The sequence below is a fragment of the Pantoea hericii genome (genome assembly GCF_014155795.1).
In the GTDB taxonomy this organism is placed as follows: Bacteria; Pseudomonadota; Gammaproteobacteria; order Enterobacterales; family Enterobacteriaceae; genus Pantoea; species Pantoea eucalypti.
The window spans coordinates 667,712-689,234 of sequence record NZ_SCKV01000001.1; the positions used below are offsets into that span (position 1 = coordinate 667,712).

General features: G+C 56.7%; 16 protein-coding genes. 3 read left to right on the forward strand and 13 right to left on the reverse strand.

What is annotated here, in order from left to right; translation table 11 throughout:
* Positions 1-17: 17 nt before the first annotated feature.
* The 4 genes from rlmN to H7K52_RS03070 form a co-directional block, all read right to left on the reverse strand.
* A complete protein-coding gene (gene rlmN / locus H7K52_RS03055; protein WP_003848686.1) occupies positions 18-1,187 on the reverse strand; it encodes a dual-specificity RNA methyltransferase RlmN in 1,170 nt (389 codons plus the stop codon).
* Between the two features lie 186 nt (positions 1,188-1,373).
* The gene (gene ndk / locus H7K52_RS03060; protein ID WP_003848684.1) at positions 1,374-1,805 is read right to left on the reverse strand and encodes a nucleoside-diphosphate kinase; all 432 of its coding nucleotides are present in this window, start codon (positions 1,803-1,805) and stop codon (positions 1,374-1,376) included.
* 175 nt (positions 1,806-1,980) lie between these two features.
* Complete coding sequence (gene pbpC / locus H7K52_RS03065) at positions 1,981-4,317, reverse strand: peptidoglycan glycosyltransferase PbpC (protein ID WP_182629668.1); 2,337 nt, start codon at positions 4,315-4,317, stop codon at positions 1,981-1,983.
* 3 nt (positions 4,318-4,320) lie between these two features.
* Positions 4,321-9,216, reverse strand: coding sequence for an alpha-2-macroglobulin family protein (locus tag H7K52_RS03070; RefSeq protein ID WP_182629669.1), 4,896 nt, complete (start codon positions 9,214-9,216; stop codon positions 4,321-4,323).
* Positions 9,217-9,362: 146 nt separating this feature from the next.
* Between H7K52_RS03070 and sseA the strand changes: the two genes are divergently transcribed.
* On the forward strand, positions 9,363-10,205 hold the full coding sequence (gene sseA, locus H7K52_RS03075; protein WP_003848671.1) for a 3-mercaptopyruvate sulfurtransferase: 843 nt from the start codon (positions 9,363-9,365) through the stop codon (positions 10,203-10,205).
* A gap of 41 nt (positions 10,206-10,246) precedes the next feature.
* On the opposite strand, the gene sseB is transcribed toward sseA, so the two are convergent.
* The 5 genes from sseB to trmJ all read right to left on the reverse strand — a co-directional run bounded on the left by sseB (position 10,247) and on the right by trmJ (position 15,149).
* Positions 10,247-11,011 carry an enhanced serine sensitivity protein SseB gene (gene sseB, locus H7K52_RS03080; RefSeq protein ID WP_140033141.1) on the reverse strand — a complete coding sequence of 255 codons (765 nt, stop codon included), beginning with the start codon at positions 11,009-11,011 and terminating at the stop codon, positions 10,247-10,249.
* Between the two features lie 60 nt (positions 11,012-11,071).
* Positions 11,072-12,358, reverse strand: coding sequence for an aminopeptidase PepB (gene pepB / locus H7K52_RS03085; RefSeq protein WP_003848667.1), 1,287 nt, complete (start codon positions 12,356-12,358; stop codon positions 11,072-11,074).
* 161 nt (positions 12,359-12,519) lie between these two features.
* On the reverse strand, positions 12,520-13,680 hold the full coding sequence (locus tag H7K52_RS03090) for an IscS subfamily cysteine desulfurase (protein WP_140915732.1): 1,161 nt from the start codon (positions 13,678-13,680) through the stop codon (positions 12,520-12,522).
* 88 nt (positions 13,681-13,768) lie between these two features.
* Positions 13,769-14,266 carry a Fe-S cluster assembly transcriptional regulator IscR gene (gene iscR, locus H7K52_RS03095; protein WP_039659528.1) on the reverse strand — a complete coding sequence of 166 codons (498 nt, stop codon included), beginning with the start codon at positions 14,264-14,266 and terminating at the stop codon, positions 13,769-13,771.
* 130 nt (positions 14,267-14,396) lie between these two features.
* Positions 14,397-15,149 carry a tRNA (cytosine(32)/uridine(32)-2'-O)-methyltransferase TrmJ gene (gene trmJ, locus H7K52_RS03100; protein WP_003848663.1) on the reverse strand — a complete coding sequence of 251 codons (753 nt, stop codon included), beginning with the start codon at positions 15,147-15,149 and terminating at the stop codon, positions 14,397-14,399.
* Positions 15,150-15,281: 132 nt separating this feature from the next.
* Between trmJ and suhB the strand changes: the two genes are divergently transcribed.
* Positions 15,282-16,085, forward strand: coding sequence for an inositol-1-monophosphatase (suhB, locus tag H7K52_RS03105; RefSeq protein WP_008926709.1), 804 nt, complete (start codon positions 15,282-15,284; stop codon positions 16,083-16,085).
* Between the two features lie 63 nt (positions 16,086-16,148).
* On the opposite strand, the gene H7K52_RS03110 is transcribed toward suhB, so the two are convergent.
* The 3 genes from H7K52_RS03110 to H7K52_RS03120 all read right to left on the reverse strand — a co-directional run bounded on the left by H7K52_RS03110 (position 16,149) and on the right by H7K52_RS03120 (position 18,958).
* Entirely contained in the window at positions 16,149-17,162 is a 1,014-nt protein-coding gene (locus H7K52_RS03110; RefSeq protein WP_008926710.1) for a TIGR04086 family membrane protein, read from the reverse strand.
* A 204-nt stretch (positions 17,163-17,366) separates the two neighbouring features.
* Positions 17,367-18,341: a nickel/cobalt transporter gene (locus H7K52_RS03115; RefSeq protein ID WP_008926711.1), complete on the reverse strand. Its 975-nt coding sequence runs from the start codon at positions 18,339-18,341 to the stop codon at positions 17,367-17,369.
* Positions 18,332-18,958, reverse strand: coding sequence for a DUF1007 family protein (locus H7K52_RS03120; RefSeq protein ID WP_008926712.1), 627 nt, complete (start codon positions 18,956-18,958; stop codon positions 18,332-18,334). Before H7K52_RS03120 ends, H7K52_RS03115 begins: the two co-directional genes overlap by 10 nt.
* Before the next feature lie 155 nt (positions 18,959-19,113).
* On the opposite strand from H7K52_RS03120, the gene csiE reads away from it, so the two are divergent.
* On the forward strand, positions 19,114-20,382 hold the full coding sequence (gene csiE, locus H7K52_RS03125; RefSeq protein ID WP_182629670.1) for a stationary phase inducible protein CsiE: 1,269 nt from the start codon (positions 19,114-19,116) through the stop codon (positions 20,380-20,382).
* Here the strand turns inward: csiE and H7K52_RS03130 are convergent.
* Complete coding sequence (locus tag H7K52_RS03130; protein ID WP_003848653.1) at positions 20,364-21,512, reverse strand: 3-phenylpropionate MFS transporter; 1,149 nt, start codon at positions 21,510-21,512, stop codon at positions 20,364-20,366. The two genes, csiE and H7K52_RS03130, sit on opposite strands and share 19 nt — an antisense overlap.
* Positions 21,513-21,523: the final 11 nt, after the last annotated feature.

Consider the following 21,523-nt stretch of genomic DNA (forward strand, 5'->3'; position numbering starts at 1 on the left):
CGCGCGATTTCAACCTTCTAGAGAGGCTTCACAGATATGGCTTCACCCGCCATTTTGATGCGCATCGTCCGCTTGGTACGGTCAATGACTTCGCCGGCTAACTGACCGCAGGCGGCATCAATGTCGTCACCACGGGTTTTACGCACGATGGTGGTAAAACCATAGTCCATCAAAACTTTGGAGAAACGATCGATACGGCTGTTAGAGCTACGGCCATACGGCGCGCCCGGGAAGGGGTTCCACGGAATCAGGTTGATTTTACACGGTGTTTCTTTCAGCAATGCGGCAAGTTCATGCGCATCATCAGTGCTGTCATTGACGTGATCCAGCAGGACGTACTCAATGGTCACGCGTCCCTGGTTGGCGTTGGATTTCGCGATGTAACGCTTCACCGCGGCCAGGAAGGTTTCGATATTGTACTTTTTGTTGATCGGCACGATGTCATCACGCAGCTTGTCGTTTGCTGCATGCAGCGAGATCGCCAGCGCCACGTCGATCATATCACCCAGTTTATCCAGCGCAGGCACGACGCCTGACGTTGAGAGGGTTACGCGACGCTTCGACAGACCAAAACCGAAGTCATCCAGCATGATCTCCATCGCCGGAACCACGTTATTGAGGTTGAGCAGTGGCTCGCCCATGCCCATCATCACCACGTTGGTGATAGGACGCTGGCCGGTGATTTTGGCTGCGCCGACAATTTTCGCCGCACGCCACACCTGACCAATAATTTCTGACACCCGCAGGTTACGGTTAAAACCCTGCTGTGCGGTCGAACAGAATTTACACTCCAGCGCACACCCCACCTGTGAAGAGACACACAGCGTGGCGCGATCGCCTTCCGGGATATAGACCGTTTCCACCAGCTGGTCGCCCACGCGGATAGCCCATTTAATGGTGCCGTCGGTGGAGCGCATCTCTTCCGCCACTTCTGGCGCGCGGATTTCCGTCAGCTCCATCAGCCGGTTACGCAGCTTTTTGTTGATGTCGGTCATCTGCTCGAAGTCATCGCAGCAGTAGTGATAAATCCACTTCATGACCTGATCGGCGCGGAAAGGCTTCTCGCCCAGCGACAGGAAAAATTCCCGCATCTGCTGACGGTTGAGATCCAGCAGGTTTATTTTCTGGCTTTTGGGAGAAACGACAATGGGGGAAGCGGACGCGGACGTCTCAATCTGTTCGGACATAATATTCTCTGGCCTCGTTGTTACACGTTATGGCGCTGTTCAGGGATAGGTGAAAAAATTGCGCCTTCATTAAGCGATGTCAATGAAGGCGCAATATTGTACAACATCTGCGGCCTGATAACAGGCGGGAGTGACCTCCCCTACGCAGATTTTTGTAAAGCCGCTGTAACGTTTATCGCCGGGCGATTAACGGGTACGTGGGCAGATTTCGTTTTCGCCGAAGAAATAAGCGATTTCGCGGGCAGCGGATTCAGCAGAATCTGAACCGTGGGTCGCGTTTTCGGTGAAGCTGTCAGCGTAGTCAGCACGCAGTGTGCCAGCCAGTGCGTTTGCCGGGTTAGTTGCACCCATCAGGTCACGGTGACGCTGAACCGCATTTTCACCTTCCAGCACGGATACAACAACCGGGCCAGAGGTCATGAATTCAACCAGACCATCGAAGAATGGCTTGCCCTGGTGCTCAGCGTAAAAGCCTTCAGCCTGCTCTTTGCTCAGCTGCAGCATTTTTGCGCCAACGATTTTGAAGCCAGCGCTTTCAAAACGGTTATAGATAGCACCAATCACATTTTTAGCGACGGCGTTTGGCTTGATGATAGAAAAAGTACGTTCGATTGCCATGATGACCTCTGTCTTGACGTTCTGAAGAAACCGGTGGCGTCCGCCCCGGTTAAGAAACGGCGCCGATTATAGGGGCTGAGTGCGGCATTGCCTATCAGAGATCCCCAATTTGTTGAAAATTCTTGATCTGAGTCGAGGCAGGCGCGCCATAGTTATGATTTAGCGCAAAAAATCGTCAGCCCCGAGTGAAGGTGACCGAGACAAGTTGTCCCTCTTCATCCATTACCACCAGCTGATACTCGCCGGGATGATCAAGATGCAGCGACAGGCTGTTCGCCGCGTTTTGCGTCATCAATGGCTCACCATTCAGGAACCACCAGCGTTGCGTGCCCTGCCCTCCCTGCACCGCGACCGGGATCGTCAGCGTGCTATTACCCGGCAGCGGTTTAACGATTTGCCGCTCAACAACGCCGGTGACAATCAGTGGTGCGCTACTGCCCTGTTGTAATGGCGGACAATGGGTATCGACAGGCGGTAAGCGCTGCGCCCGCCGCTCCTGAGGCGGCAGCCAGGCCTCCAGCGGCAGCGGCCAGACCAGCCGTTCGTGGCGGGTAGCGCCGGGGCAATCTGCTGCGACGCGCAGTCCCTGCACATTTTGCCAGTAGCCGGCGCGTAATCCGCTGAGGCTCTCCTGACCGGGCGCCAGCAGTGTTGGCGGCAACGTATCAGAAGCGACCCAGCTTTGCCGACGCTGGCGGCAGTTTTCATCTCCGGCAGGCAACGGCTGACCACCAGGCCAGCAGATGGTCGCGACCGTTACCGAGGCCGGACGTGGGTCGACCGGCACGTCACGCCTGCCGAGACGGCTCATCAGCACGCTGTTAATCTGATTCATGACTGGCACGGCAGAGGCGAAACCAAACTGCCCGGCAACCGGAGTCGCATCCGGCCGCCCCACCCAGACGCCAATCAGATAACGGGGATTGATGCCCACCGACCAGGCGTCGCGATAGCCGTAACTGGTGCCGGTTTTCCAGGCCAGCGGCACCACATCAGGTACGCTGCCATTACCGGCCGGTTGCGCTTCACCCGCCAGGATGCGCCGGATGATCCACGCCGATGCGGGTGAAAGCAGCGGTCGCTGCTGCAAGGGTTGATCGGGCGTCCAGCGCAGTGCAGCGGCATTGCCGTGACGGGCAAAGGCGCTATAAGCCGCCACAATTTCATCCATACGGGCGCCGGTGCCGCCAAGAATCAACGAAAGATTGGGTTCCGCGCCTGGCGGGAAACGTAAATTCAGACCCACATTGCGCAGACGCGCCGCAACGTTTTTCGGTCCCAGCGCCTCCAGCACCTGTACAGCCGGCAGATTCAGGGAGCGTACCAGCGCATCGCTGGCGCTGACCGGCCCGTGAAAACCGGTGTCGAAATTGCCTGGCCGGTAATCACCAAAGCGACGCGGCACATCCTGCAGCAGCGATTCGGCATGAATCAGCCCCTCATCCAGCGCCATGCCGTAAACAAAGGGTTTTAACACCGAGCCAGGCGAACGCACGCTGGCGATCATGTCCACATGCCCGAACCGACTGTCATCGGTAAAGTCAGCCGAACCGACATAGCCCCGAACCGCCATGGTGGTGTGATCGACCACCAGCATCGCCAGTGAGGTACGCGGCGGAAGCTGGTTTTTAACGTTCAGCGCCAGGCTTTCCAGTTCGCGCTGCAGTGAAGGATCGAGCGTGGAGACAATCTTGTCGCTGGAACTGATCGACAGTAATCGCCGGGCCAGCAGCGGCGCCATCTGCGGCATCTGCCGTGGCGGCAGCCAGACCGGCTCCTGACGGATTTCCGCCACCTGCTCAGCGGACCAGATGCGGTATTCCGCCAGCCGATCCAGCACTTTATTGCGTGCCGCTTCTGCCCGCTCTGGCCAGCGATCGGGGCGAAGTCGGCTGGGTGCCTGCGGCAAAACCGCCAGCAGCGCTGCCTCGCCCGGTGTCAGCTGTGACGGGGATTTCCCCAGCCAGCTCCAGCTTGCCGCGCCCACCCCTTCCAGCGTGCCGCCAAAAGGCGCACGGTTAAGGTAGAGCGTCAGGATGTCACGTTTGGAAAGGTGCCATTCAAGCTGCAGCGCCCGCCACGCCTGGATTAGCTTGCCCCGCAGCGTACGGGGTTGCGGGTCGATAAGGCGTGCTACCTGCATGGTCAGCGTGCTGCCACCGGAAATAACGCTTTGATGGCGCAAATCCTGCCAGGCCGCACGCACCAGCGCCAGCGGATTGATGCCGGGGTGATACCAGAACCAGCGATCTTCGTAGGTGAGCAGCGCCTGCAGATAAGCCGGAGCGACCTCTTCTGGTGTGACGGGATAGCGCCAGATGCCCTTGCTGTCCGCAAAGCGCCACAGCGGCGTGCCGTCGCTGGCCACAATCACCCGCGCAGGCTGCACCTCTTTAAGCGGCAGCGGGAACAGCCGATCCAGTCCCCATGTCGCCAGCCATAACGCCAGAAAAAAAAACGGCAGCACGAGCCACCGCTTTTTAATGGCGCTGATGTTAATCACGCCCTGCATCACTTACTGGATATGCAGCTGCGGCGGTGTACTGCCGGTGGCGCGCCACTCCGGCACATACATCGACTCCACCTGCGGCGGTGGCATCAGATAGCGACCCGGCGTGACCGCCCGGGCCAGATAGACCAGCGTGGCGGGACGATAGGTATCCACCGCCAGGGCCGCGACGAATCGATCGTCTCGGAACTCGATGTGTTTGATATCAGCCTGCTGCATGTCACCCATGCTCTCCTTCAGCGCATCCGCACTGTCACCGAGGCTGGCGCTGCTATCCGCCAGATTCTGGTTTTCCAGCTCCAGACCGGCAGGCAGCAGATCCACCACCAGCGCATCGCTGATGCTGCGTTTCGAGGAGACCGTCAGACGAACCACCAGCAATTCACCGCTGCGCAGATTACTGAGATCGGCAGCTTTGCCATCCAGGGTGAAATATTCACGTTTTATCCCGAGCACATTACTCTCCGGCTGAGGCGCGGCCAGCGGATAACCGGTGACGTCCAGACGACCATACAGCGGCGCACTGCCCGGATTACTGATGGCTAGCCCCTGCAGCAGTTGCTCAGCGCCCAGCCCTTTATTCAGCGGTGCATCGCCCTGTAACGGAGCTGGGTTACCGGACAGCTGCGCCTGCCAGCTCCCGCCCTGCGCCTGCTGTAACGTATGCGCAGCCAGATAAAGTGCGTTATTTTCCTGGGTCGAGAACCAGCGTTTTCCCCTGACCTCTTTGGAGAGCGACAGCAGCAGACTATTCTGCAAATCAGGCTGCAGCTTATTCTCTGCTAACAGGGCAATCATCATCCCCTCATCGCGCACCGTGCTGCCATAGTCGCCGTACCACGCTTTGTCCGAGCGGGTCAGCGTGGCACCCTGCATGATCGCAAGCGATGCGCGCTGCCCGTCACCCATCAGCTTCAGCGCGACACCCAGCTGCATCAGCGCCAGGCCGGAGCGGGCTTTCTCACGCTTTTCATACAATGCACGCAGCGCACCCAGTGGCGCGCGCTGCTGACGCGCCAGCACCAATCCGGCGTAAGCCTGCACGCTGAACTGCAGCGCGGCGTTGTCGTCACTGCTGCCGCCGCTGATCTGCGCGGGATCCTGCAAGTAGCGCAGCAGCCGTGCGTTAGCGCGATCAACCACATTATCTGGCAGCGCATAGCCCGCCTCACTGGCGCGCAGCAGGAAGTCCGTTACATAAGGCGTCAGCCAGAACTCCTCTTCACTCTGTTTATCCCACAGCCCGAAACTGCCGTTAGCCCGCTGCATGCCCGCCAGACGAGCAATGCCGGTGTCGACGGCGGCCCGTCGCGCTTCATCGCTGCTGGTTTTAATGCCCATAGCAGTTAGCTCAGCATGGCTGGTGTAAAGCGAAGGCCAGAGCCCGCTGGTAGTCTGTTCCAGACAGCTGTAGGGATAGGCATAGAGCGCACTGATATAGCTGGCGATATTCAGCGGCGGACGATTGCTCAGCGTGAGTTGTCCACTCAGGGTCTGTGCATCCAGGCCGGTCAGCGCCGCTGCCGCGATCTGCCAGGGCTGATCGGGATTGATAACGGCATCAAAGTTCAGCGTCAGGGCAGGATAAGGCGGCCGGACGCCGATTTTCCACTGCTGTTTGCTGGCCTTAACCTGTTCACCCGGCAGGTTCAGACCGGAAATCTGTACGGCAATCTCGCCATCACCAAAGCCGGTTTTCGCCGTGACCGGAATCTGCAGTGTGGTACGAGCGCCTTTGGCCAGCGTCACGCTCTGGCTGGCCGCACCGGCCAGATCGACTAAGCCACTGCTGGCCACATCCACTTTCAGAGTTTGCGGCAGATCGGTCAGGTTCGTGAGATCGAGCGCCAGTGATGCCGAGTCGCCGCTGGCAAGGAAGCGCGGCGTGGCCAGTTCGCTGATCAGCGGCGCCGCAACCACCAGTTTGCGCTCTGCCGCGCCGAAGCTATCGTCGCTCCAGGCCTGGGTCATCAGCCGCAGTTCGCCGTTAAACGCCGGGATCGGTAGCGTAATCGTCCCGTTGCCCTCTTTATCCAGCGTTACCGCCTGCAACTGTTGCGCCACGATATTCACATGCGTTACCGGCTTTTTACCGCCGCGCGTCATCGATTCATCTTCACCATCACCACCAAAACGCAGCGCCGCCAGTCGGCCACCGCCTTCGATCAGCTGACCAAAGACATCGTACTGATCGACGTTGTAGCGTTTACGGCCAAAGAAAGCCTGCCACGGATCGGGCGTTTTAAAATCTGTGACGCTCAGCACGCCACTGTCCACGGCTGACAACAGTACATTCACTTTTTCAGGCAGCGGACCGCCGTCACGACCGGCGTGAACCCTGACCGTCAGGAGTTGCTCAGGACGAATTTTATCGGGTGCATCCAGCGTCAGGTTTAAGCGGCGCGCCTCTGTCGCCATCGGCAGGTGTAATAGCCCCACCGCGCGTTTTGGCGTTGCGCCACTGACCTTATCACCGTCACGCACCACGATAGCGCTGAAGTAGAGATCGTGACGCCGCCAGCTCTCAGCAACAGGGACATCCACTGTTGTGCCGCCCTCAGGTACAGTCAGCGGTTGCCACCAGAGCGTGCCGCTGCTCGACTCCACCATCAGGTAACCTTTACCGGCTGCCGGGGAGTCAACCTGCAGATGCACGGTGTCGCCCGGCTGGTAAGCCGCTTTGTCCAGCTTCAGTCTGACCTGATCCGGACGCAGTGCACCCGTGCCGTTGGTGTTGTCCTGCCAGTCATAACCGGCCTGGAACCGCACGCTGCTGACGATCTTCTCGCCCGCCTGCACTTCCAGCCGGTAGTGGCCCCACTCAACCGGGAAGCTGACTTTGGTGCTGCCGTCAGCCGGAACAGAGATAGCGCGTTCATCTTCCTGCAGGTCTTTGTCGCCATACTGCGACTGCCAGCCTTCGCTGTCCGAGAAGCTCCAGTAGTAGTCACGGCGCTCACGAATCAGGCGCACATCCAGCTTGTCTGCCGCCAGTTTCTTGCCCTGACTGTTGGCATAGACAATATCGAATTCGGCCAGGCTCTCTTCTGGCACGGTAGGCTCATCGTGATAGCTGTCACTGCGGTAGTCATAAACGGCCTTGTTACCGAACAGCGGCCGGATACCCGGCAGAGCTTCTGCAGGCCAGATGGCCTGGGTAGCGCGTCGGGTGACCGGACGGCCGCCGGTCTCCAGCAGGCTGGCCTGCAGGATCAGGTTGAGCGGAGAGTGCAGCTGATCCCACTGACTCTCTACCGAAAGCTGCGCTTTACCGCTGGCGTCGAGTTTGAGATCGACCTCATCCAGCGTGCGCTTTAGCCCCTCTTCGGTAATGTCACCAAACTGGTAGCCCGGCAGTGCAGCCACCGCTTCGCGTGCCGGTCGCAGATAGAGTTGTCCCTGTAACGTGTTACCCGCCGCCGGTGCGCCATAGAGGTAACGCCCCTCAATACCAAACTCAACGGGGGCATCAGCAGGCTGCGGCTGAGGGTCATTTTTCAGGGTTAACGCCATGCGCTCCGGCAGAAAATCCTCGACGTGGAACGTCCATTCACGCTTGAGGTTATCGCCGGTATTGATTCGCAGCATCCAGTTGCCGGTCATGGCAGATTCGGGCAGTGCCAGGCGCTGCTGGTAGAGGCCCGCCTCAGGCTGCCAGACAAAGGTTCGCATCACCTGGCCATCGGGCTGCACCAGTTCTGCTTTTATCGGCTGAACGGGCAACGGATGTCCGTCGGCATCACGCAGCAGCGCATTGACGATGACGATTTCGCCTGGGCGATAGATATCGCGCGGCCCAAAGACAAACAGCTGTTTGTCATAACCCTGCGGTCCGGCAACCGGAAACTCCGCGAGATCCAGCGCCGGACGCGACAGGTCAATCATTGAGGTCTGTTCACCCTGCACGGCCAGCAGGATCCTGCCTTTTTCATCCGCCCTGAGGCGCAGATGGCCGGTGTTGTCACTGGTGCCGCTTTGCAGCACCTGCCCTTTGGCATCCAGCAACCTGACGCTGACGCCGGAAAGTGGCTGGCCGTTTGCCAGGCTCTGGGCAAACAGTTCAAATTGAGTCGGGAAGCGATGCAGTGAGAGGCCAATGTCGCTCAGGGTGAAAAGTGTAGCGGGCTGGCTGTAGCGATACGTTCCGGCCTGCTTCATCACCGCCAGATAGACGCCCGGCTGCTGAAGCGCGGTAATGTCACTCATCGGCAACTGCAATTTTTCACGGGTGTTGCGCGCCGGATTAAGCTCGAAGCGACCGGAGTAGACCAGCTGGCTGCTTTTCAGCAGATCCTGTGACTGCCAGCTGGAGAGGTTATTGCCGTAATTCCACTGCGAGAGAAACTCTGCCAGGCCGGCATTCTTAATGCGGAAGAAATCGACATCGACCTGGTTCACATTCAGCGCCAGCACCGGCAGTCCCTGCGTGATACGCAGCGGCAGCAATGAACCGCGACTGGCAAACCCCACCATCGGCTGGATATCACTGGTGGCGATTTTCTGGCTGTAATCGGCGGCAAGCGTTTCACCGCTGGCCGCGCGCAATCCTGCATCCACCGTGACGGTGAAGTGACGTGAGGGTTCAGGATGACGGAAGCGCAACGTTTTGCGGTTAGCGGAAAGCTCCCAGCCGCCATCCACCCGGCCCTGTTTATCGTCAGTCAGCCTGACTTTTTGCGCGATATCCTGTTTATCATCCAGCGGCTGACTGAAGGTTAAGACCAGCGCAGCGGCACCGTCGATCTGCAGTTCTGAGAGATCGATAATGGTCAGCGGTTTGCTGACCTGAGCCGTTGAGGGTGCCTCTGCCGCCTGAAGAGGCAAAACAGGTAATAGAGTTGCTGACAGCAGCGAGCCACCGATCAGCATGCTGAGCAGCAGCCGGGTATTGCGTTTCTTCATGGTAGTTCCTTCACCGGGACGCAGGGAGTGTCGTTTGATTACGCCGCGCAATTTCATATCAATGCTCGCATTTAATCAACGCTTCTCTTGAGATGGTGCGCACATTCCCTGACACTGGTATGACAGATTGCTGAGATGAGGTTGTTATGACGACGCCACTGTTTGTGTCCGCCGACTGGTTACAAGAGCACTACAACGATGAACGCCTTCAGGTACTGGATGCACGTTTGTTGCCACCCGGAATGGAAGCGGTTCGCGATATCCAGGCTGAGTATCTGGCGGGTCATTTACCTGACGCCCCTTACTTTGATATTGAAGCCCTTTCCGATCACACCAGCCCTTATCCACATATGCTGCCGCGTGCCGAGACCTTTGCCGTCGCGATGCGCGAGCTGGGCATCAGCAGTGATAAACATCTGGTCGTTTATGACGAAGGCAATCTCTTTTCCGCACCCCGCGCCTGGTGGATGCTGAAGACCTTTGGTGTGGCTCAGGTGTCGATTCTGGCCGGGGGATTGCAGGGCTGGAAAGCGGCCGGTTTTGCGCTGGCAAGCGGCGAAGTGAATCTGCCGGAAGGTGAGTTTGAAGCCCACGCGGATGAAAGCCGGGTGAAACGCCTGACGGATGTGCTGCTGATCAGCCATGAAGGCGGCGCGCAGATTGTTGATGCCCGTGCTGCCAATCGTTTTAACGCTGAAGTGGACGAACCGCGTCCCGGCCTGCATCGCGGCCATATTCCCAACAGCCTGAACGTGCCGTGGAATATGCTGGTTGAGCAGGGAACACTCAAGCCGGAAGCGGAACTGCGCAGAATTTTTGCTGACGCAGGTGTCGATATTTCCCAGCCAGTGGTCGCCAGCTGCGGCTCAGGCGTAACGGCGGTGGTGTTGATTCTGGCGCTGACCGCGCTGGGCGCACGGGATGCCACGCTGTATGACGGATCCTGGGGCGAATGGGGCAGCCGGGACGACCTGCCTATTGCGAAATAAAAAACAAGCGGCTCATGAGCCGCCTGTTTGTATTGAGTGCGTCAGATAATCCGCTCACTGCCCTTGAAGTCACGCAGGAAACTGCCCCAGCGACGTTCATAGAAGGGTGTGATGTGCGCGGTAAAGAAGTGGCTGATGCCGCGATCGTTCGGCATCACTTCACAGATATCCACTGGCGCATCGTCTGGCAGCGTATCCGTTGCCACACTGCCCGCCGCCTGGATGATCGCTTCAATGTTGCTGTCCGCTTCAATGCCAATCAGTAAATTAGGTGCTTCGTCTGCCCGTTCACGAATACTGGCAATAAATGCCCGACGCACCTGCTTATGCTTCGTGAACAACTGAGTCAGCGAGTCGATCATCTGTGCAGGCGGTTCAGCCACCTCAGAGAGCAGCAGTGACTGCCCGCCTTCCAGCACAGTCTGCTGACTTAGCGCACTGCCCTCTTCCGCCAGCAGATGCGTGATCTCCGCTGCAGTGAACTCTTTGCCGGAAGGCAGTTTAGGATTGAGAAACAGCGTCTCGCCACGCGTCATCTCAAACAACGTCCGTACCGGCAGACGCAGCCATGACTGCTCACCGCTTACCGCTTCACTCATCGCCTCTTCTGACGTGAAAAAAGGAATAATGCTGCTGCCATCCTCTTTTTCCCAGTGCTGAAGATCAACGGGCGTGCTGGCATCAAACTGTTGCGTGGTACTTTCGCCCGGAACAAAGACGTCAGATTCCAGCAGCAACTGGAAAAACTCGGGCCGATGGGCAGGCTCAGTCGCCGCCAGCTTCAGCACCTCTTCAAGACGGTTCATAGTTTCCCTCTGAACGTTTCCCTCTGAACAGCGGCAGCATCAGCCACCGCTGAGATCGGCTTATTTCAGTAACAGATTGGCGAGGGTACGCACGCCCAGACCTGTTGCACCTGCCGCCCACTGATCAACGGCGCCTTTGCGATAGGTCGCAGAGCAGTCGATGTGCAGCCAGCCCTGCTGATAGTTGCTGACGAAGTGTGACAGGAACGCTGCCGCGCTGCTGGCACCGGCCGCATGAGACGGACTGGCGATGTTATTAAGATCGGCAAAGTTAGACGGCAGATGGCTGCGATGGAATTCGGCCAGCGGCAGACGCCAGAAAGGTTCGTTCTCACTCACTGCGCTGCCCATCAGCGACTGCGCCATCACCTCATCAAAGGTGAACAGCGCATGGTAATCGTTGCCCAGCGCCGTTTTAGCCGCGCCGGTCAGCGTTGCGGCGTCAATGATCATCGTCGGGTTCTGCTCGCTGGCGTCGATCAAACCGTCGGCCAGCACCAGGCGGCCTTCCGCGTCGGTGTTCATCACTTCCACCGATTTGCCGTTGCGATAGCGAATAATGTCGCCCAGCTTGAAGGCGTTGCTGCTGACCATATTATCGGCGCAGCAGAGGTAGAGTTTGACGCGCTTGTTAAGACCGCGAGAAATCGCCATCGCCAGCGCGCCAGTCACCGTCGCCGCGCCGCCCATGTCAGACTTCATCGAGTCCATAAAGCTGCTCTGCTTCAGGCTGTAGCCGCCGGTATCAAAGGTAATGCCTTTACCGACCAGGCAGGCGTAAACCGGCGCATTCTCGTCGCCGGTCGGGTTGTAGTCGAGCGCCAGATAGACCGGCGGACGATTTGAACCGCGTCCCACAGTATGCAGGCCCATATAACCCTGCACCCGCAGTTCATCGCCTTTGGTAATACGATAGCTGACGGCGTCACCGCCCACTTCACTGATCAGATCGACGGCATTGTGCGCCAGCTGCTCCGGCCCCAGATCTTCTGCGGGCAGGTTAATGACGTTGCGCACCCAGTCGATGATTTTCAGACGGCGATCAAACTCCGCCTGCTCATGTTCGCCCAGTTCAGGCCAGTCAACCTGACGCTGGCCTTTCGGGCCACGGAAGCCCTGCCAGAATGCCCAGCACTGCTCAAGGTGCCAGCCTTCGCCGGTCAGCGCCACATGGCGGATGCCCTGGCCATCGATTTTATGGGCCGCACGCTGAATGGTATTCAGCGCATCTGCGCCGGTCAGGTGCAGTGTCATGCCGCTGTCGTTGCTGCTGAGAATCGCTTTTTCGCCCCAGCGCGCATCGGCGGGCTGGCTGCTAAGCGTAATGTTCATCGGTTGTGTGGTCATCGAAAAGCTCCGTAATCGTTATCTGTTTCATCCAGCCTGATTGTTATAACGGCTTTAATAAGATGTTAAATGTAATTCACAGAGAGACCTGATAACAGATTCCGCCGGGCGTTGCCAGCGAAGTGCCCATATTGGCGCAGTTTCTGGACTATCGCCGGGTATCAGGATTTCATTAAGGCCCGCAGACGGGTCACTGACTTCTGCACCAGTGCAATGGCGTAGTCGATCTCTTCTTCCGTCGTGAAGCGTCCCAGCGAGAAGCGAAGCGAACTGTGCGCCAGTTCTTCACTCAGGCCCAGCGCGCGCAGGACATAGGAAGGCTCCAGGCTGGCGGAGGTACAGGCCGAACCGGAAGAGAGCGCCAGGTCTTTCAGCGCCATGATCAGTGATTCACCCTCAACATCAGCGAAACTGAGGTTAAGAATATTCGGTGCACTCTGCTGCAGATCGCCATTAAGGGTAACGTCCGGCAGTGCGCTGATGCCCTGCCACAGGCGATCGCGTAGCGCCTGAATCCGCGCCATTTCAGTTTCGCGCTCTTCGGCGGCAATACGATAGGCTTCACCCATGCCGACAATCTGATGCACCGGCAAGGTCCCGGAGCGCATTCCGCGTTCATGTCCGCCGCCGTGGATCTGCGCAGCGATCTGCACGCGCGGTTTACGCCGTACATAGAGCGCGCCGATGCCTTTCGGGCCATAAAGCTTGTGGGCAGAAAACGACATCAAATCGACCGGTAACAGGCTGAGATCGATGGGCAATTTGCCAACGCTCTGGGTGGCATCAACATGGAACAGAATCTCACGCTCACGGCAAATCTCACCAAAGGCGGCAATATCCTGAATCACCCCGGTTTCATTGTTTACATGCATCAGAGTGACCAGAATCGTGTCGTCGCGCAGCGCTGCACGTAACTGGCCAGGTGAGATAATGCCATTGGTTGCTGGCGTCAGATACGTGACATCAAAGCCTTCACGCTCCAGCTGCTGGCAGCTGTCGAGCACCGCTTTATGTTCGGTCTGGCTGGTGATGATATGTTTGCCGCGTGCCTGGTGGGCATGGGCAGCGCCTTTGATCGCGAGGTTATCGGATTCGGTGGCGCCAGAGGTAAAGACGATTTCGCGGGGATCGGCGTTGACCAGTTCGGCGATCTGATTACGGGCAACATCAACCGCTTCTTCAGACTGCCAGCCAAAACGGTGCGATCGCGAGGCCGGATTACCGAACGTGCCATCCAGCGTCAGAAACTGCATCATTTTGCTGGCTACACGCGGATCGGCCGGCGTGGTGGCGGCATAATCCAGGTAAATCGGTAATTTCATTGCGCTACAGCTCCGTATAAAAAATCATACGTCTTTATAGCAGATTCGGCCCTGACCGCGTTAGCAGTTAGGGCCGCAACAGCGGGGATCAGGAGGCGCGTTGGTTAACGTTAATTCCCTGAGAACGCGGGCTCTGGAAGCGACGATTATCAATTGCATTCTGACGATCGGCCACATCCAGAATCTCCTGATTATTCACCAGCTCAGCCAGCGTAATATTGTTCAGGAATTCACTGATGCGCACGCTCAGGTCGCGCCACAGCACGTGAGTCAGGCAGCGCTCACCACCCTGACAACCTTCTTTACCCTGGCATTTGGTCGCATCAACTGACTCATCCACGGCGGTAATCACTTCACCGACAGAGATGGTGCTGGATTCTTTACCCAACAGATAACCGCCACCCGGACCACGCACGCTCGAGACCAGACCATTTTTACGCAGTCGGGAGAATAACTGCTCCAGATAGGAGAGCGAGATGCCCTGACGCTCGGAAATATCCGCCAGCGGGACCGGACCTTCATGGGAGTGAAGGGCAACGTCCAGCATTGCAGTAACGGCATAACGTCCTTTGGATGTCAGTCTCATAGCGTGTGACCTCAATAGCGTCCGGTTATCGGAGGATTAGCAACAGATGCGCTGAAGTCTGCCATTCCCGAGTGATTTGGTCAACTATTTAACCTGGTAAATTAGTCAGGTATTTAACCTGGTAATTTACTCAACTATTATCTGCTTCTTTTTTCTCGTTTTTACGCTTTTCAAACGATGAAAGCATGCCACGCAGGATGTTGAGTTCATCACGTTCCGGGCGTGCGCGGGTGTATAAACGACGCAGTTTACTCATCACCTGACCCGGATTAGCTTCACGGATAAAACCGCTGTTCAGCATCATCTGCTCCATATGCTGATAGAAGCGTTCAAGGTCATCCACCAGCGGATAAGGGGATTCTTCATACTTCGGTGCCGGGCTGGCCTGCTCCTGCGACTGCAACCACGCCATGCGCACTTCATAGGCAATAATCTGCACCGCCATCGCCAGGTTCAGCGAACTGTACTCCGGGTTAGCCTGAATCGCGACGTGATAATGGCACTTCTGCAACTCTTCATTGGTCAGGCCAACACGTTCACGACCAAACACCAGTGCAACAGGTGCCTGCTGGCCCTCTTCCACGCTTTTCACGCCACATTCACGTGCATCCAGCATCGGCCAGGGCAGCGAGCGGGAACGGGCGCTGGTGCCAACGACCAGACTGCATCCGGCGATCGCCTCATCCAGCGAGTCGACGATTTTAGCCTCGCCGATAACGTCACTGGCACCGGCGGCCAGGGAGATAGCCTGTGAGTCAGGCTTGACCAGCGGATTAACCAGATAGAGGTTAGTTAAGCCCATGGTTTTCATGGCGCGCGCAACGGAGCCCATGTTACCGGTGTGAGACGTCTCAACCAGCACGATACGAATATTTTGCAACATGATTAGGGATACTCAGAAACGGGTCAGTAAAATCAGTAGGGCGAATATTAACATAAAGCAGGACATTTACCGAACACACTGCTATACTCCGCGCCGTTTTCCCCGTTCTTTAACATCCAGCGAGAGATACCGATGCATCCAATGCTCAACATTGCCGTGCGCGCAGCGCGCAAGGCCGGAAATTTAATTGCCAAATATTATGAAACCCCGGACGCCGTCGAAGCCAGCCAGAAAGGCAGCAACGACTTCGTAACGAATGTTGACCGCGAAGCAGAACGCCTGATTATCGAAATTATTCGTAAATCTTACCCGAAACACACCATCATCACTGAAGAAAGCGGTGAGCTGGCGGGCGAAGATCAGGATGTTCAATGGGTTATCGATCCGCTGGATGGCACCTCTAACTTCATCAAACGTTTACCTCACTTTGCTGTTTCGATCGCTGTGCGCATCAAAGGCCGCACTGAAGTCGCCGTTGTTTACGATCCTATGCGCAATGAACTGTTCACCTCTTCACGTGGTCAGGGCGCGCAGCTGAATGGCTACCGTCTGCGTGGCAGCACGGCACGCGATCTGGATGGCACCGTTCTGGCAACCGGCTTCCCGTTCAAAATGAAGCAGCACGCGCCTGCTTACATGAACATCATGACCAAACTCTTTACCCAGTGTGCTGATTTCCGTCGCACCGGTTCTGCTGCGCTGGATCTGGCTTATGTCGCTGCCGGTCGCGTCGATGGCTATTTTGAGATTGGCCTGAAGCCATGGGATTTTGCCGCGGGCGAACTGCTGGTGCGTGAAGCGGGCGGTCTGGTCACTGACTTCACCGGTAACCACGGCTATCTGCTGTCAGGTAACCTGGTCGCGGGTAACCCACGTGTCGTGAAATCGATGCTGTCGAATATGCGTGATGAGCTGAGCGAAGCGTTAAAACGCTAAGTTTCAGTACAGAAAAAGGCGGCTTCTCAGCCGCCTTTTTTGTTGCCTGTTATTCAGTGATGATTAACGACGTTCGTGTGCCAGCACCTGACGAGGCTGTGTACGACGACCGACCATACCCATCACACCGGCCAGTACGGCTTCGATAATCAGCAGAATCAGTGCATACCAGCTTGCTTTAGCGGTTGCAGCCGCGGCTTTCTCACCGGCTTCACGCGCTTTCTGTTCAGCCTGCTGTTTCAGTTCCTGGTATTTCTGAACGGCCTGCTGATAGTTCTGCTCAGTTTTAGCGACAATCTGATCCACTTCCTGATCGCTTTTACCGGTACGCGCTTTAATAATATTTTTCAGCGCATCACGGTCGGCTGCCTGCAGAGTATCTGAATGACGATCCATCACACCTTTTACCCAGTTAGTCAGATCAGTATCAGCTGTCTGCGGATGATTCGCGGTGTTGCTAGCCTGGTTTTCTGCATTCTGCGCTTCTTTATTTGCGTCCTGCTTCAAATTCTCGGGTTGTAATTCCGGTTTGCCTGTCTGGCGTAATGTCGTTTCCAGTTCGTTCTGCAGGTTATCTAAATTAATATTATTCTCCTGCAGCTTTTGTTTTGCCATTTGAGTAACCGAAGGCGCTGCAGCGGAAATACCACTACCGAGTGCCTGGAAACCTGAACCCACAATATTCATCGCGCCGCCTAATACACTGGTCGCCAGTGCAATAGCCAGGTAAATAGTGAAAATTGTGCTAAGGCCAAACATCAATAAACCGTGCAGGGCCCCTTCGCGCTGAGCCAGTCGCCCGGCAACATAACTCCCTGCCGCCATCGCAACCAGCATTTCAATGGCTGTCCAGACCAGTGCGCCAGTACCCAGGCCGTCGAGAGGATTCTGTTCTTTCATCGGATCAATGGTGGTGGCACCAATGGCTGTTCCCAGCAATGTCAGAATGATATGAACGATTAAGGCACAAATAACACCGGCAAAAACGGCGCTCCAGGAAATACGCTTTAACGGTAATCCTGCAGGTCCGGTCGCCAGCGTTTCGGTGTAGCCATTATTAATACGGGTATCAGCCATGAAATATACTCCTCGCAATAAACAGAAAGCTGTCTTGATCTTTTATCATGCCGACGGCGGAATGCCGTTTTGGTATTAACAGCGTAGACAGGGAATAGTGATTTCACCACTGAACTACTCAGATAAAAAATTAAAGTGATGAAGCCTCAGATAATTAGCGAGGTAAAGATAACAGCGGAAATTTTATTCCCGCTGCGCTTTTAGTCAGAAAGGTCGAATTCCGCCGCCCAGCGTTAACCGGGCAGACTGCCATAATGCAATACCCACTACGATTAATATCAGGCTACCGGTCAAAGCCAGGATGGGAATCAGAAGTCGCATGATGCCAGCACCAGGCTGTGCCAGCCGCTGTGCTACCGAGCGCGCCTGTTGCACCAGCAAACCAATAGCGGAAATAGTCAGAGCCGTGCCCAGTGCCATTACCGCAGCAGAGAGAATGCCCCAGCCATAAACACCAATCACTTTGGCGAACAGCAGCATCATAATCGCGCCAGAACAGGGACGTAAGCCCATCGACACCACAACCAGCATCTGAGTTTTCCAGCTGACGTTGCCATTCATCTGCTGCGGCGTCGGCAGATGTGCGTGGCCGCATCCGCAATGCTCGTCATGCTGATGCTGCGGCTGGAAAGCACGAAATACCGGAGCGGGTCGTGGGCGCAACGCCAGCCACAGCGCACGCAGCGCCCGATACCCGATCATCACACCCAGCCCGATCACCAGCAGATAACTGCCCTTTTCAAGCCAGAAACTGCTGAGATGCAGCTGGCGCGATGAGGTTTTCAGCAGCACCAGCATCACCGTGACCAGCACAATCGCGACCGATCCCTGCAGCAGTGAGGCAAGCAGCGTCAGCCTGATACTGGTTCTGACGCGGCTCGGATGGGTCGCCAGAAAGGTCGCGATCACCACTTTTCCGTGGCCCGGTCCCAGCGCGTGCAGCACGCCATAGATCAGGCTGAATATCACCAGCGATATGCCTGCCTGGTGTGGCTGCTCCGCGACCTGCTGTAACAGCTGAGTCATCTGCCGGTGCAAATCTTTCTGCCACAATACACTCTGAAGCAGAATCTGCGACCAGTAAAGCCAGACCAGCAGTGCGCCGCCAGAGAAGAGTCCTGCTATCAGCCAGAGTGGCCAGAGTCGGGTGGCCCTGGAAGGCGTGGAGATTATTGACATGTCAGTACCACCGTTTGTGCGAACTGGCGGCCTAAATCCATCTCTTCAGCCGGGGCATCCGCTTTGTCCAGCGACAACGCATACTGTTTCAGCGAGTCGTTGGGTTTGGGCGTATTGAGGGTAAACCGGCAACGCGTCTGCAGTGCAGGCGGCAGCGTTAAAGCACCGGGATTGTCGTAAAACATATCGACGAAATAGGTGGGATCAAAAGTCAGGATCTCAAAGCGCTGTCCGGTCAGCTTCGGGGGTTCCGCCAGCGGCAGAATAAATTCCAGCACCGCTTTGTGGCCGTTTCGCGAAAGGTTATATTCCGTTGGCAGATTCAAAAACTTTACCCGCTGTTGGTTGTGCCAGATTTCTGAGAAGTAGTGCTGGCCCAGCACGTTTGCCATCACACCCGCTGCCAGCTTTTTCCACACTACAGTGCCAGGTTTCGCGTCGCCCGCGTCATACAGCAGATCAGCGGAGGTAATCTCATCCATGGTCCAGGTCATCTTCAACCCGGTAAAGGTGTCATCCTTCACCACCAGTTCCGTTTTCATATCAATGAAGCTGTGAGGGTGTGCCAGCACAGCCGGACTTAATACCATTAACAGAGCAAAGAGTGCGCGTTTCATAATGTTATAAAGTAACGTTCCCGACGAAAAGAATCTATAAGTAACAAAATTTTGTGACCCGCCTTAAACCTCTGGCAAATAAACCGCGTAAACCGCGCAGGCGCTGAACGGGTTGACTATTCTTAGCTCAAAATAGCCTGCTGGAAATCTGATTGATGAGTTCTGCTACCCCTTTGGCACCACTCTTCTCCCGTTCACAGCGTCAGTGCCATCTTTTATTGCTGCTGTTTCTGCCGACACCTTTGCTTACGCTTGAAAAAGTCTGCCAGCTGAATGGCGTCGATCCTGACGTTGCCCGACAGGATATCGCGGATGTGGGCCATGAGATACAGCGATATCACCAGCTGGAATTGCATCAGATGGTAGATGGCAGCTTTCGTCTTCATGGAACTGAGCTGGATCGGCGCCTCTGTCTGCTGCATAACCTGCGACGCAGTCTGCGTTTATCGCAGGACTTCGTCTGCGAACATTTTGCCGCGCCTCTGCGTCAGCGCCTGAAAGTCATGAAGATTGAGAAAGCGCTGTGGGATGAGACCAATTTACAGGCACTGATTCAGCACTGTAGCCTGCGCCTGAAGCGTGACTTCAGCGAACGTGACCGGCTGTTTCTGCAGATATTCATGAAGTATGGCTTGTGCCAGCGTCAGCCGGTGCTGTTCAGTGAGGCGCAATGTCTCTGGCTGCAGCAGAAGCCTGAGCGGCAGGCCGCTGAGGATGTGATCTACCACTGGCGCAAACGCTGCCATATTGCTCCGCCCGTCAGTGAAGCGGATTTCTGGACGCTGCTGTTCAGCCAGATACATACGCCGGTCGTGGACGCGATTGCGCATCCTGCTGAACAGCAGTTAATGAAAGCGACTCAGCAGCTGATTGATGATTTTGAAGCCTGTGCCGGGATTACCTTTGCTGACCGCAATGAACTGCTGCACCAGCTCTATCCGCATCTGGCGCAGGCGCTGGATCGCACCCATTTCAATATCGGTATCGACAATAGCGTGGCACTGGATGTCAGCCGCCTCTATCCGCGTCTGCTTCGCACCACTCAGCAGGCGCTGCAGGCTTTTGAGCAGCACTACCGCATCGCTTTTACACCGGAAGAGGTGAGTTTAATTACCATTATTTTCGGCGCCTGGCTGATGCAGGAGAGTGCGCTGCAGGAGAAGCAGGTGCTGATCCTGACCGGCGACGACGCCGATCTGGAAGAGGATGTAGAACAGCAGATTCGTGAGATCACGCTGCTGCCAATTAATATTACCTATCAGGACGTGAAACTGTTTCAGCGGGAGGGCGCGCCACGTGATGTCGACATCATCATTTCGCCCTACCCGACCTCGTTGCCACTCTACTCTCCGCCGCTGGTGCATGCGGAACTGCCGCTGACGTTACACCATCAGCAGCGTATTCGTTATTTACTGGAGTCGTAGCCGGGCCGCAGAAACAGCGCGGGCAGTGCCACCAGTGCCATCACCCAGAACAGATGCCCCTGCAGATGGGCGAACAGCACGCCGCAGATCATCGTCATTATCGCAATGCCACCGCCCATCGCCAGCGCGGAATAGAGCGACTGCAGTCGGATGACTTCCGCCCCCTGACGCGCGGCGATAAATCGCATCGCTGCAAGATGGCAGACGGTGAAGCTGCCACAGTGGAGAATTTGCGCCACAATCAGCAGCGGCAGCGCCGTTGTCGCCCCCATCAGACCCCAGCGAATTAGCGCGCAGATGCCCGAAAGCAGCAGCAGATCGCGCGCGCTCCAGCGGCGGAACAGCCGGTTGCTCATGGCAAAGACGACAATCTCTGCCACCACGCCCAGCGACCAGAGATAGCCCACCGTCGAGGCGGAATAGCCGCTCTCCTGCCACCAGATAGCACTGAAGCCATAATAGGCAGCGTGTGCACCCTGCAGCAGTGTCACGCAGAGCATGAATCGCCATACCGCGTTCTCACGCAGCAACGCCCGCCACTCCTGCCATCCACCGCCCGCAGGGCCCTGTCGCTCATGGCCCTGCGGTTGTGTGACGGGTGTCAGCATCATGCCCGCCAGCATAGAAATGACGCCAATGGATAACAGCATCAGAATTGCGTTTGAGGACCAGGCGCTGACCAGCACGCCGGTTAACGCCGAGCTGATGACAAAGGCCAGCGAGCCCCACAGCCTGACCGGCCCGTATGCCAGCCCAATCTGCTGTGTCCAGGTGGCGGCCAGCGCATCGCTGAGCGGAACCAGCGGTGAGAAAAAGAGGTTAAAGCCAATCATCACGGTAAGCAGCCACATCCACTGCTCGCCCACCCAGAAACCGGCGGCGAACAGACAGGTCATCAGCGCCAGCAGGCGCAGCGCCGTAATCAACCGTGATGGATTTTTGACCTGAGAAGCGATAAGCAGACTGCCGACAAAGCGCGCGACCATGCCACACCCGAGCAGCAGGCCAATCTTTTCAGCATCCAGGCCGGTGCCTTTCAGCCACACGCCCCAGAATGGCAGATAGATGCCGTAACAGAAGAAGTAAGTGAAGTAGCCCAATCCGAGCCATCTGGCGGAGCCGATTGCCATATTCCCTCCAG

What these genes read in the sequence shown, in the direction of transcription:
- rlmN (WP_003848686.1), bottom strand. Translation starts at nt 1,187, where the DNA reads ATGTCCGAACAGATTGAGACGTCCGCGTCCGCTTCCCCCATTGTCGTT.
- ndk (WP_003848684.1), bottom strand. Translation starts at nt 1,805, where the DNA reads ATGGCAATCGAACGTACTTTTTCTATCATCAAGCCAAACGCCGTCGCT.
- pbpC (WP_182629668.1), bottom strand. Translation starts at nt 4,317, where the DNA reads ATGCAGGGCGTGATTAACATCAGCGCCATTAAAAAGCGGTGGCTCGTG.
- H7K52_RS03070 (WP_182629669.1), bottom strand. Translation starts at nt 9,216, where the DNA reads ATGAAGAAACGCAATACCCGGCTGCTGCTCAGCATGCTGATCGGTGGC.
- sseA (WP_003848671.1), top strand. Translation starts at nt 9,363, where the DNA reads ATGACGACGCCACTGTTTGTGTCCGCCGACTGGTTACAAGAGCACTAC.
- sseB (WP_140033141.1), bottom strand. Translation starts at nt 11,011, where the DNA reads ATGAACCGTCTTGAAGAGGTGCTGAAGCTGGCGGCGACTGAGCCTGCC.
- pepB (WP_003848667.1), bottom strand. Translation starts at nt 12,358, where the DNA reads ATGACCACACAACCGATGAACATTACGCTTAGCAGCCAGCCCGCCGAT.
- H7K52_RS03090 (WP_140915732.1), bottom strand. Translation starts at nt 13,680, where the DNA reads ATGAAATTACCGATTTACCTGGATTATGCCGCCACCACGCCGGCCGAT.
- iscR (WP_039659528.1), bottom strand. Translation starts at nt 14,266, where the DNA reads ATGAGACTGACATCCAAAGGACGTTATGCCGTTACTGCAATGCTGGAC.
- trmJ (WP_003848663.1), bottom strand. Translation starts at nt 15,149, where the DNA reads ATGTTGCAAAATATTCGTATCGTGCTGGTTGAGACGTCTCACACCGGT.
- suhB (WP_008926709.1), top strand. Translation starts at nt 15,282, where the DNA reads ATGCATCCAATGCTCAACATTGCCGTGCGCGCAGCGCGCAAGGCCGGA.
- H7K52_RS03110 (WP_008926710.1), bottom strand. Translation starts at nt 17,162, where the DNA reads ATGGCTGATACCCGTATTAATAATGGCTACACCGAAACGCTGGCGACC.
- H7K52_RS03115 (WP_008926711.1), bottom strand. Translation starts at nt 18,341, where the DNA reads ATGTCAATAATCTCCACGCCTTCCAGGGCCACCCGACTCTGGCCACTC.
- H7K52_RS03120 (WP_008926712.1), bottom strand. Translation starts at nt 18,958, where the DNA reads ATGAAACGCGCACTCTTTGCTCTGTTAATGGTATTAAGTCCGGCTGTG.
- csiE (WP_182629670.1), top strand. Translation starts at nt 19,114, where the DNA reads ATGAGTTCTGCTACCCCTTTGGCACCACTCTTCTCCCGTTCACAGCGT.
- H7K52_RS03130 (WP_003848653.1), bottom strand. Translation starts at nt 21,512, where the DNA reads ATGGCAATCGGCTCCGCCAGATGGCTCGGATTGGGCTACTTCACTTAC.